This is a genomic window from Flavobacterium anseongense, assembly GCF_021608185.1.
In the GTDB taxonomy this organism is placed as follows: Bacteria; Bacteroidota; Bacteroidia; order Flavobacteriales; family Flavobacteriaceae; genus Flavobacterium; species Flavobacterium anseongense.
This window is the reverse complement of sequence record NZ_JAKIHN010000002.1, coordinates 57,090-69,511: the sequence shown is the minus strand read 5'-3', so window position 1 is coordinate 69,511 and position 12,422 is coordinate 57,090. Positions and strand designations below refer to the sequence as shown.

Genomic DNA, 12,422 nt, shown 5'->3' with positions numbered 1-12,422 from the left:
GCTATGGAAAACAACAAAAAAATACTCTTGGTGGAAGACGATCAAAACTTTGGAATCGTTTTGAGAGAATTCCTCACATTAAATGATTTTGAAGTAACACTGGCCAAAAATGGTATGGAAGGTTTCGAAAAATTCAAAAAAGACAATTTTGATTTGTGTATTTTGGATGTGATGATGCCTTACAAAGACGGCTATACTTTGGCAAAAGAAATCAGAGAAAAAAACAAAGACGTGCCTTTGATTTTCTTAACGGCTAAGTCAATGAAAGAAGACGTTTTAAAAGGATACAAAGTTGGCGCCGACGATTATTTAAACAAGCCGTTCGATTCTGATGTATTGTTGATGAAAGTGAAAGCAATCATTCAAAGAAAATCAGCAGAGAATAAAAACGAACCAGCAAAATTTGAATTCCAAATCGGAAGATTCCTTTTAAATTCAAAGCTTCGTTACCTAAAATTCGAAAATCAGGAACCAATTAAATTATCCCCAAAAGAGTCTGAATTACTAAAAATGATGGCGACTTATGAAAATGATTTGATGCCAAGAGAACTAGCATTAACCAAAATTTGGAGAGAAGATAATTATTTCACCTCAAGAAGTATGGATGTTTACATCGCCAAATTAAGAAAGTACTTAAAAGATGAACCAAATGTCGAAATCCTCAACATTCACGGCGAAGGTTTCAGATTGGTCGTAAAAAAATAAAAAGAAATCCCGTCTTTTAGGCGGGATTTTTTATTAGGATTTATTCTGAATTTATTTCAGAAGCTAATCCTGCTGTCCACTATATCTTTTTATTGTTTGTCACCCTGAGCGCAGTCGAAGGGCTATTCACTAAACAATAAAAAGGATGCCGTTCCCATCAGGGCTAGGGCATTAGTTTTTATTTCAAGTTCAGTTGTAAAGCAAAACAAATTTTGTTTCCGGAATTCACCGTAAAAACACTTGGGTTTTCCAAGCTGCTTTTCTCAATAGCAATAGTTTCATTCAACGAAACTTCTTTCAGATAATTCATCTCAAAACCCTCTAATCGCTGATTGAGTAACAGTTTAGGCTCAACATAATCCAAACACCATTCTAAATATTTCACGCTGTTAGCATGATTCACAATATCTAAATCCGAAAGCAAAATTGTTTTTTCTGCAACAAATGTTTTGTCAATAGCAGTATCAATTTTAGAAAACTGAATTTCAGTAGCTTTATCATTCGGATATTTTTCAAAATGTTCATGGGCCAAGGTCAAAGGTTCAGGACGACGCGTTTGTGTATTAAAAACAGCCCAAAAGGTTTCGCACCCAATTATTTTTTCATCACCAACATACATTTCCAAACAGCGAATAGAACGCGAGTTTTCTAACGAATTAATCCAGGTTTTCACCGTTACAACATCTCTCCATTTTGGCAAGCGCTTTATTTCAATGCGCATTCTGCTCAAAACCCAAGCCTGATGATGCGCCTGCATATCACTAAAACTAATACCGCCCAATTCTGCATGAACGCCGGCAGTCAATTGAAGTATATTACACAAATCAGTATATTTTAAATAACCGTTTGGATAACATTGCAGAAAAGTGATTTCCCAATCTTTGCATAATATAGAAGTAAAGTCGTTTGATATTGGCATTACAGCTTAGATTTTATATAACTGATAATATCGTTTGCATCGCTTTTGAAATCAAACCATTTCACATTCTCTGTTCGCTTAAACCAAGTTAGCTGGCGCTTTGAAAACCGACGTGTATTTTTCTTGATTTCATCTATGGCAAAATCTAATGTAATATCTCCATTAAAATAATCGAATAATTCACGGTAACCAACAGTTTGCAAGGCATTCAGTTCTTTATGAGGCAACAAACTTTCAGCTTCATTAACCAAACCTTCAGCAATCATAATGTCAACACGTTGATTAATTCGGTCATAAATAATTTCTCTTTCAGCTTCCAAGCCAATGATAATAGGAGTGAAGCGACGCTGTTTTTTTTTCTGATTTAAAAAAGAAGAATAGGGTTTTCCGGTTCCGATGCAAACTTCAACAAAGCGTTTCATTCGCTGTGGATTCTGCAATGTTTGTGGATTTTCAAGTGCTATTGTTTGATAATAATCCGAGTCCAATTCTTTCAACTTACTTTGTAGGTAATCTATTCCAAGTTGCTCAAAATCAGCATTTATTTTTTCACGAACAGAATTATCAATATCCGGAAAATCATCAAAACCTTTTAGAATGGCATCCACATACAAACCTGAACCGCCAACCATGATTTGAATGTTATTTTTCAGAAACAATTCATCCAATTTTATAATGGCTTCCTTTTCATAATCACCAACAGTATAATTCTCAAAAATGGATTTATTTTGAATAAAATGATGCGTAGCCGAAGCTAATTCTTCTTCACTCGGAACAGCAGTTCCAATACGCATTTCCTTAAAAAACTGACGACTGTCGCAAGAAACAATATCACAGTTGAAATGTTGCGCTAAAGCAATGCTCAGGGAAGTTTTCCCTATTGCAGTCGGACCAATAATTGTGATTAGATAATTCATCAGAACTTTAAAATCTTGTACACTTTATTTTTGCGCAAATATCCTTGAATGATAGTTCGTGTATCGCGATTGTTCTGCATCGGAATGATAATATTTTTAAGAATTTCGATATTATTTACCTGATAATTCAAATCATAAAAACAATAGCCTTTATAAATTCCGTTTTCAATCAATACCGCACAGCGTTCGTCAACCGTTCTTCCTCTGTCAATAATGACCATATTATCATTTTCGAACTTCATTTCACTGATAAATTCTTCAACGCGTTCGTTGTATAATTCGGGCGTTTCTTTGCCTAAACACGCGCCATTGCACTCTTTTATCTTATGCTGAAAACAACCATTCTTGGTTTCGTACAAACCATTAATCTTTTGACACAAATTATACTTTTCTGTAATTTTCAACAACGCATTTTTGCCTTCTTGTAAAGAAGTAAAAGACGTAATTTCCTTTTTTCTGCCATCTGCTTTTTGGACTTTCACTGCTAAATATCCGTTCTCATCCATTTCGGGATAAAGCGCCCATTGGAAAATAGTCTTGCGTTGCGAACGGTTATAAATAGGTTTGTTGATTTTTATTTCTTCGCTTTCTTTCAACAAAGCAATCAGTTCACTTCCGGTAACTTCATAGGTTACGGCAAAAACTTCCCGCTGGATCTTTTTACTTTTTCCCGATGTTCCTGTAAAATGTTGATTGATTCGTTTCTTAATATTTCGGCTTTTACCAATATATATCAGATTTCCTTTTTCGTTATGTATGTAATAGATCCCGGTTTTTGTTGGCAGACTTTCAACAATATCAAGTAATTTAGGAGTCAATCCCGATTTTATTTCAGCCTTAATCAAACTGATTAGAATTTCTTTTTCGACATCTTTTGCCAAAATCATTTTAAACAATTTCACGGTTGCCATGGCATCACCGCTGGCGCGATGTCTATCCGTTACCGGAATTCCGAGAGCCCGAACCAATTTTCCCAAACTATAGGAAGCTTGTCCCGGAATTAATTTCTGCGCCAATTCAACTGTACAAAGAGTTGGTTTTATATAATCATAGCCCAATCGCTTGAATTCGGTTCTCAGGATTCGATAATCAAAAGAAGCGTTATGTGCTACGACGATGCAATCTTCAGTAATTTCAATAATGCGTTTGGCAATTTCATAAAACTTTGGAGCAGAACGCAGCATTGCATTGTTGATTCCAGTTAATTTCACAACAAAAGGCTGAATTGGTTTTTCAGGATTTATCAAGCTAATGAATTGATCCACAATTTCGTGACCGTCAAATTTATAGATGGCAATTTCGGTAATGCCTTCTTCATTGAATTGTCCGCCGGTAGTTTCTATGTCGAGTATTGCGTACAAATTTCAGTTTTAGATTATCTTCCTCCAAATATACTACTTCCAATTCGAACCATGGTACTTCCACAATCAATAGCAAGTTTGTAATCCCCGGACATTCCCATAGAAAGAGTTATGAGTGATGAGTTTTGAGTTTTGAGTTTATCGAATAGTGATTTTAAGTACAGAAATTCTTTTTTGATTTGTTCTTGATTATCAGTGAATGTTGCCATTCCCATTAAACCAATGACTTTTATGTTTTGTAATTTGTCATTCTGAAGGTAGTGAAGAATCTCCTCTAATTCATTTTCATCCAAACCAAACTTCGATTCTTCTTCAGCAATATATACCTGAAGTAAACAATTAATAACCCGATTGCGTTTTGCCGCTTGTTTGTTGATTTCCAGTAGCAATTTCAAACTATCGACACCGTGGATCAAACTAACATATTCAGCCATATATTTGACTTTGTTGGTTTGAACATGACCAATCATATGCCATTGAATATCTTTGGGCATTTGTTCCCATTTCTCAGTCATTTCCTGAATTTTGTTTTCGCCAAAAATGCGTTGTCCGGCATTATATGCCTCCATCAAATTGGAAACCGGTTTGGTCTTTGAAACCGCTACCAATATGACATGTGGAGGAAGAGAAGATTTTATTTCTAGAAGATTATCTTTTATTGACATTTTCAAATTACAATTCATAAACCATCAATCCACTTCTGAATTTAGGTTCGATATAAGTACTTTTTGGAGGCATAATCAAATTGTTATCTGCCAAAGCTTTGATTTCTGAAATATCAGATGGGAATAACATAAAACCAACTTCAAATTCGCCTTCGTCAACCAATTCTTTTATAGTTGAAATAGATTGTTTTCCGGGAATGTATTCAATACGTTCATCATTTCGCAAATCTTCTATTGCTAATAAAGGTTGCAAGACTTTATCGTATAAAATCTGAGCATCAAGATTTTCTAATATCGATGGTTGTTTATTCTCTTGTTTGTAAAATAAAGCATAAAAATGGCCGTCGAGATACATTCCGAATTCAAATTTACTTTGTGGTTTCCACAATTCCTGTTCTTTGTCTTTGATGATGAAGTTTTCAGCTAATTTTTCCAGAAAATCATCTTTGGTAAAACCATTCAAATCACGGATGATACGATTGTATTCATAGATTTTGACATTGCTTTCGGCAATCAAAAAACTCATAAAGTAATTTAGATTTTCGTTACCCAAATGCTTGTCTTCATCATACAACAATTCGGCTGAAGCCGAACGGTGATGGCCATCAGCAATATACAATTCAGGGATTTGTTCAAACTGCTTTTGTAACCATTCAATTTCTTCCTTGGTTTCAATTTTCCAAACTTGATGATTTTCCTTGTTGGTTGTGGAATAGTTATAAATCGGTTGGGATTTTTTCTTTTCGGCAATCCAGGAGTCCAAGGTTTCATTATCCGGATATGTAATCAAAACAGGTTCGGTATTAAAACCTGTCTGATGCAAATAATCCTTGAAATATTCAACACGATATTGTAAAGTATCTTCGTGTTTTTTGATGATATTATTTTTGTAATCTTCAATCGAAGTTCCCGCTACGAAGCCAGTGAAAGACTGCACTTTATTCTGAATTTCATACAAAAAGAAAGCAGCTTTGTCTTCTTCCATGAAAATGCCTTCCTCTTTAAAGTCTTGATATTTGTGGGCAACACCTTTAAAACGCTTGTCCAATGTAATCTTTTGCGAATACATATAAGCCGGATTAATTACATGCAAAAACGAATATGGATTAAAACTCAACCAAGCCGCAAGCTCAGCCGAACTATAATCGTCATAATTTCTGCAAGTTACTAACGCTACTTTGTCTGGAGTAGGACGAACGGCTTTGAAAGGGATTATTTTAGACATATTTTATAGTTTTCAGTTTCAGTCTCTGTTCTCAGTAAAAAACTGCAAACTGCGACTGCAAACTGCGACTCATTAATTAAACTGTTTAGAGACTTTCTCAGCTTTCTTCGATTCTGCATAATCATAAAAACCTTCACCAGATTTTACTCCGAGTTTTCCTGCCATAACCATATTAACCAAGAGTGGGCAGGGAGCATATTTTGGATTTTTGAATCCGTCATACATTACATTTAAAATTGAAAGACAAACGTCGAGCCCAATAAAATCAGCTAATTGTAATGGTCCCATTGGATGTGCCATTCCGAGTTTCATTACTGTGTCAATTTCATAAACTCCGGCAACTCCGTTATATAAAGTTTCGATAGCTTCGTTAATCATTGGCATCAAAATTCTGTTGGCTACAAAGCCCGGATAATCGTTTACTTCGGTTGGTGTTTTTCCTAATTTTATTGATAAATCCATGATGATTTTAGTTACTTCATCCGAAGTAGAATAACCACGAATGATTTCAACCAATTTCATAATCGGCACCGGATTCATAAAATGCATTCCGATTACGCGTTCCGGATGAACGACTTGTGCTGCAATTTGGGTTATAGAAATTGAAGAAGTATTGGTTGCCAAAATTACATTGTGATCACAAACGTCACTTAATTGCTTGAAAATCTGAAGTTTTAAGCCAACGTTTTCAGTGGCAGCTTCTACAACTAAATCAGTTCCAACAACGCCATCTTTTATATCGGTATAAGTTATAATATTTGAGATTGTTTTGTGTTTGTCATCTTCGGTAATGGTTCCTTTGGTTACCATTCGATCAAGGTTTGAAGCTATTGTTGTCATTCCTTTTTCGAGTGATTTTTCGGAAACGTCTATTAATTTTACGGTAAAACCGCTTTGTGCGAAAGTGTGAGCAATTCCGTTGCCCATAGTTCCAGCGCCTATAACAGCAATTGTTTTCATTATGTTGGGTTGATAGTTTTATTTTTCTCCATCGAATCAATGATCATATATGCAACGCGTAATGCTTCAGTTCCGTCTTCCAAAGTAACAACTGGATTTGTATTGTTATTGATTGCGTCAGCAAATGTTTCCAACTCATCCAAAATAGCATTGTTATTGGTTACTTCCGGATTATTGAAATAGATTTGTTTTTTATCGCCTTCGGCATTTTGAAGAATCATATCGAAATCTCCCGGAGTTTCAGGAGCTTCTTTCATTTTGACAACTTCGCAGGTTTTATCTAAATAATCTACAGAGATGTAGGCATCTTTTTGGAAGAAGCGTGACTTGCGCATATTCTTCATTGAAATTCGGCTCGAAGTAATATTGGCTACACAACCATTCTCGAATTCAATTCGGGCATTGGCAATATCGGGTGATTGGCTTAAAACCGAAACACCGCTGGCGTGAACAAATTTCACTTTCGATTTTACCACGCTTAAAATCGCATCAATATCGTGTATCATTAAATCTAAAACTACAGGAACATCAGTGCCACGCGGATTGAATTCTGCCAAACGGTGTGTTTCAATAAACATTGGAGTTTCTATTTGGTCTTTAACTGCTATAAACGCAGGATTGAAACGTTCTACATGTCCGACCTGACCTTTTACATTATATTCTTTTGCCAAAGCGATAATTTCTTCCGCTTCTTCAACAGTTGTAGAAATTGGTTTTTCTATAAAAACATGTTTTCCCGATTTGATAGAAACTTTAGCACATTTGTAATGCGAAAGAGTAGGAGTTACAATATCAATAACATCTACAGCGTGTATTAATTTGGCAATGGTATCAAATTGTTTGTATCCAAACTCGGCTTCGATTTTGGCTCCGTTTTCGTGATTTTCATCATAAAAACCAACAAGTTCGTATTTTTCAGACTGTTGTAATAATCTCAAGTGTATTTTTCCGAGGTGACCGGCACCTAAAACGCCAACTTTAAGCATAGAAATAAATTTTATCAAAAGTAATAATTAAAGGAGAAATACCAATATTTTAAATATCAAAACTCAAATAAATTCCAAATCTTAATCCCGAAGCTTTGGGACTAAATTTCAAATAAATTTCAAATAAATTTCAATATCCAAATTTTAAATTTCAAAAAGTGTTTGCTATTTGGCTTTTGAGTTTTGAAGCTTGCTTATTATTTGAAATTTGTTATTTGTTTTTTGTAATTTTTCCCTCTATTTTTACCAAAATAAAACATTACCCAAATTGAAAGACACAAGCAAGCATCAAGGACTTCGAAATCAATTAGCCAAACTATTGGCAGAAAAAGGGATTACTGATAAAAAAGTATTGGAAGCAATTAAAACGATTCCGAGACATTTATTTTTAGATTCGAGTTTTGAAGATTTTGCTTATCAGGACAAAGCGTTTCCAATTGGTGCAGGGCAAACCATTTCACAACCTTATACTGTTGCTTTTCAAAGTCAGTTATTGGAAGTTAAAAAAGACCATAAGATTCTGGAAATTGGAACCGGTTCTGGTTATCAAACGGCTGTTTTGGTTGTCATGGGTGCTAAAGTTTATTCGGTTGAAAGACAAAATGAATTGTTCAAAACAACTTCAGCATTATTACCAAAATTAGGAATTCGCGCCAAGCATTTATCGTTTGGTGATGGTTATAAAGGTTTGGTAAATCATGCGCCTTTTGACAGTATAATTGTTACCGCCGGTGCGCCAATCATTCCGAAAGCTTTAATGGCACAGCTAAAAATAGGAGGGAGACTCGTTATACCGGTTGGTGAAAAAGAACAGGTAATGACATTACTGATTCGCAAAAACGCTACTCAATTTGAAAAACACGAATTTGGAGATTTTAAATTCGTTCCGCTATTGGAAAATAAAAATTAAACTAAATTTATTTCTAGATAATAATGAAAAGACTTCACATCATTTTTTTACTGCTTTCAAGTATTGCATTTTCTCAAACCGCCGAAAAAAAAGTTTGGGATTTATTATTAGCCAATAAGCGTGAAGAAGCCAGAAACTTATTCAATAAAGAGTTAAAATCAAAAAAAGATTCAAATGTTGATTACCTAATTCTCGATGTCATGATCGACTATGAACAGGGAAAGCTTTCTTTTGATGATAAATTTGTACAGCAGTTTGTTATAACATGCAAACAAAAAGAATACCTATATCCAATTTGGTATAAACCTTATGTGATTGACAATACCAGGTCGAATGGTTTTAATGATTTCACTTATAAAAAAATGGATATTCTTGCTGAGTCACCTACTTTTAAAGATGACCCTTTAGTCATCTATTATAAAGCCATTTGTGATAGAAAAAGAAAGGATTTTGATGGATTCAACAATCAAATTAAAAAGCTAAACGGGATCGAAAATTGGCAGTACTGCGGTGTATTTGAAAACTTAAACGACAGCGGGTTAGAAACCGAATATGAACCCGAAGTCTATGCTAATAATGATAAATTATTTGACGCCAACAGTAATGGGAAAATAGGATGGTATGTTCCTGTTGACAAACAAAATGAAGGATATCATTTTTATTCCAACGAATCTGAATATGGAGAGGGAATAATTTACTCACAAGTCTTTATTGAATCACAAACCGATAAAGATGTGGTTCTGAATTTTGGTACGAGTTCATCGATTAAAATTTTTGTAAACGATACCGAAGTCTATGCAAATAATATGTCTCAGCATACTGACTTGAATGCATATAAATTGAAGTTTAGATTGCCAAAAGGTATGAATAGACTTTTGGTTAAATTTTCCTCTAAAAACAGCAGCGATAATTTCTTTTTGAATTTAACCGACGTAATGAATAATGCAATTCCGGATTTGAATTATTTTAATTCATATAAGCCCTATAACAAAACTTCATTTGAACAATTAAATGTAGCAGAGTTAGCTCCGAATTTTGAAGAATTCTTTAAAGATCTGATAGCCAAAAATCCGGACAATGTTCTTTATAAAATTTTACTTTTTGAAGCTTATTCCAATAACAGCAAAAACGAATTAGCAAATGATATTGTTGAAGAGTTAATTAAAAAATATCCAAAGTCATCCTTGATTCAGGTTATGCAAATGACTAATTACTCTAATAAGGGAGAAACTCAAAAAGTGGAGGAGATTAGCAAAAACATGGAAGTTAATGATGAAAATTATTTTTACAATATTTTGATGAAATTCCAAGATCAAGATTGGATGAAATCGGCTAATATAGTTGAATTAGAAAAGTTTCAAGAGAAGTCAAAATCGATAAAATCAGATATGATAAAGACGATGTTTGATTTTATCATAGCTTCCAGAAAGGCAGACATGAATTTAATGTTGGAAAAAGTCGAAGAATTGTTTTCTGCTTCAAACAACAACGAATTCTACATCACCAGTTTTGCTCCGGTTTATGAAAGATTGAAAAATGATAAAACAACGGCAATTTCAATGCTTGAAAAATTGATTGAAAAAAAAGAAAATATAGTCGCATTAAACCAATTAAAAAAATATTACAAAGACGCCAACAGAAAAGAAGATGTTGAAAGAATAACTCACGAATCATCTGATAAATATGCTTATTCGAATAGCTTAAGAAAAGATTATATTGATCTATTAATTTTTGATAAACGCTATGATGAAGCTATGCTGGAAGTTGACAAAGCATTGGCCAATTATCCATATTCTTTTTCATTAATGCAAATAAAAGGGAATATTTATAATAGTATGAATAACATCAAAGAAGCTGAAAAATATTTTAGAAAATCATTATCCCACGATTCTGGAAATGAAGTTTTGAGAAAAAAATTATATGATATCACCAAAACTCCTGATGAGATTGAAGAAATTGCCTCAAAGGATATTTACAAAATGATAAAGGCCAGAAGAAACAGTAGTTTAAAAGGAGATTTCGGTATTACGACGCTATTAGATGAATATATAGTTAATATCCTTCCTGAAGGTGGCCGTAAATCAAAAGTTACTTATCTATATGAAGTCACATCTGAAAAAGGAATAGATGAAATGAAAGAGTATAGTCTTGATTTGTATAGAAATACTGTCTTAAAATCAGAAATTGTAAAGCCAGACGGAAGTATTGTTCCCGGTGAAAAGGGAGACAACACTATTGTTTTTACAAATTTAAGTGCCGGAGATGTTATTTTTATTCAGTATGAACGCTATGAAAATTCATTTGGAAGATTTTACAAAGATTTTGATTTAACTTGTTATTTCAACAGTTTTTACCCAGCGGTCGAAGCCTATTTTGGACTTATATACCCTCAAGATATGGAATATATTTCCGCCTTTAATAACGGAACTGTTCCGGCTACAACTCAAAAAATTAATAATAAAACTTGTAAAATATGGAGACGGACCAACATTCCGGCAATGGCTTTGAACGAGGCATATGCTCCGCGCTATAGTGATTTGACTAATGCAATCAGAGTAAGCACAATTAAATCATGGAAAGAAATTTCTAATTGGTATTCCGACTTAGTTAAGAAGAATCTAAAGCTTGACAAAATAACTAAAGCCACATTTGATGAGATTTTCCCAAGTGGAGTTGAAGGAATTTCAGAGGAAGAAATTGCTAAAAAAATCTACACTTATATTGAGAATAATATTAAGTACAGTTCATTAGATTTCAGACAAAGCGGCTATGTTCCTCAAAAACCTTCAAAAACTATTACAACAAAACTTGGAGACTGTAAAGATGTTTCTACGCTTTTTGTAGCGCTTTCTCAACTAGCAGGTTTAAAATCCAACCTAGTTTTGGTGACTACAAATGACAACGGATTTAAATCGATGATGCTTCCTTCAAACGATTTTAATCATTGCATTGTTAAAGTAAAAATCGATAATAAAGAATATTTCTTAGAGCTTACTGATAACTTTTTACCTTTTAAAGCTTTACCAAGTAACTTATATAATGCAAATGCATTGGTAATTTCATTTGATAAAGCAGAAAATGAAAAGTCCGAAATTATCGCCATCCCTTTTGATAATGTACTGTCAGCTTCAATAAATACTACATCAACAATTACAATCGATGATAAATCGAAAAACTTCATAAATACTGTAAAAGCTGAAGGAGCTACCAAAGCATACTATAATGAACTCTTCTCAAGTTTTACAACCGAAGATGTTCGAAAAAAGAGATTGGAAGAAGACTATAACGAAAGATTAAAAAAAATTGTTTCATTGCAATCAGCTAAAATTATTGAAAACAAAACTTATGATAAAGACATAACTTTTGAAACCCAATTTACAATTGCCGAAAGAGCACAAACTGTTGGAAGCATGAAAATAACGGATATTCCGTTTTTGGATAAAGTCTATACGAGAGATATTATTTCGCTTGAAAGCAGAAAGTATGATATCAATTATTTTAGCTATGAAATCAATAATAATTATAGATCTACTGTGATTTTAAATATTCCAAAAGACAAGAAATTCACAGAAATTCCAGAAGCAAAAACCTTGACTTATAAAGGACATAAATACCAAATTAGCTTTGAATTAATAAATCCAAATTCATTGAAAGTAATCAGAACAGTTGATTTAACTTGGGACAAAATTCTGACTACTGATTATTTAGAATATAAAAAGTATGTTGATGACGTAATTGCTGCAGAAGAACAAATTGTCGGATACAAATAATTAA

The 12,422-nt window shown here is 33.5% G+C and carries 10 protein-coding genes; 3 read left to right on the top strand and 7 right to left on the bottom strand.

Features of this window, described 5'->3' with window-relative positions; translation table 11 throughout:
* Positions 1–3: 3 nt before the first annotated feature.
* A complete protein-coding gene (locus tag L1S35_RS03375) occupies positions 4–705 on the top strand; it encodes a response regulator transcription factor (RefSeq protein ID WP_236396616.1) in 702 nt (233 codons plus the stop codon).
* Between the two features lie 178 nt (positions 706–883).
* Here the strand turns inward: L1S35_RS03375 and L1S35_RS03370 are convergent, their stop codons facing one another.
* The 7 genes from L1S35_RS03370 to L1S35_RS03340 form a co-directional block, all read right to left on the bottom strand.
* Complete coding sequence (locus tag L1S35_RS03370; RefSeq protein ID WP_236396614.1) at positions 884–1,624, bottom strand: acyl-[acyl-carrier-protein] thioesterase; 741 nt, start codon at positions 1,622–1,624, stop codon at positions 884–886.
* The gene (miaA, locus tag L1S35_RS03365; protein WP_236396612.1) at positions 1,624–2,541 is read right to left on the bottom strand and encodes a tRNA (adenosine(37)-N6)-dimethylallyltransferase MiaA; all 918 of its coding nucleotides are present in this window, start codon (positions 2,539–2,541) and stop codon (positions 1,624–1,626) included. The genes L1S35_RS03370 and miaA overlap by 1 nt, the downstream gene beginning before the upstream one ends.
* The gene (locus L1S35_RS03360; protein ID WP_236396610.1) at positions 2,541–3,902 is read right to left on the bottom strand and encodes an exonuclease domain-containing protein; all 1,362 of its coding nucleotides are present in this window, start codon (positions 3,900–3,902) and stop codon (positions 2,541–2,543) included. Before L1S35_RS03360 ends, miaA begins: the two co-directional genes overlap by 1 nt.
* Before the next feature lie 14 nt (positions 3,903–3,916).
* A complete protein-coding gene (locus tag L1S35_RS03355) occupies positions 3,917–4,567 on the bottom strand; it encodes a YggS family pyridoxal phosphate-dependent enzyme (RefSeq protein WP_236396608.1) in 651 nt (216 codons plus the stop codon).
* A gap of 7 nt (positions 4,568–4,574) precedes the next feature.
* On the bottom strand, positions 4,575–5,792 hold the full coding sequence (locus L1S35_RS03350; protein WP_236396606.1) for a DUF1015 domain-containing protein: 1,218 nt from the start codon (positions 5,790–5,792) through the stop codon (positions 4,575–4,577).
* 72 nt (positions 5,793–5,864) lie between these two features.
* The gene (locus L1S35_RS03345; RefSeq protein WP_236396604.1) at positions 5,865–6,752 is read right to left on the bottom strand and encodes a 3-hydroxyacyl-CoA dehydrogenase family protein; all 888 of its coding nucleotides are present in this window, start codon (positions 6,750–6,752) and stop codon (positions 5,865–5,867) included.
* Positions 6,752–7,738, bottom strand: a complete 987-nt coding sequence (locus L1S35_RS03340) for a Gfo/Idh/MocA family protein (protein WP_236396602.1) — start codon at positions 7,736–7,738, stop codon at positions 6,752–6,754. Before L1S35_RS03340 ends, L1S35_RS03345 begins: the two co-directional genes overlap by 1 nt.
* Before the next feature lie 268 nt (positions 7,739–8,006).
* Here L1S35_RS03340 and L1S35_RS03335 point away from each other — a divergent pair, with 268 nt between their 5' ends.
* Together L1S35_RS03335 and L1S35_RS03330 are read left to right on the top strand one after the other, a co-directional pair.
* Positions 8,007–8,648, top strand: a complete 642-nt coding sequence (locus L1S35_RS03335) for a protein-L-isoaspartate(D-aspartate) O-methyltransferase (RefSeq protein WP_236396600.1) — start codon at positions 8,007–8,009, stop codon at positions 8,646–8,648.
* A 23-nt stretch (positions 8,649–8,671) separates the two neighbouring features.
* Complete coding sequence (locus L1S35_RS03330) at positions 8,672–12,418, top strand: transglutaminase domain-containing protein (RefSeq protein WP_236396598.1); 3,747 nt, start codon at positions 8,672–8,674, stop codon at positions 12,416–12,418.
* Positions 12,419–12,422: the final 4 nt, after the last annotated feature.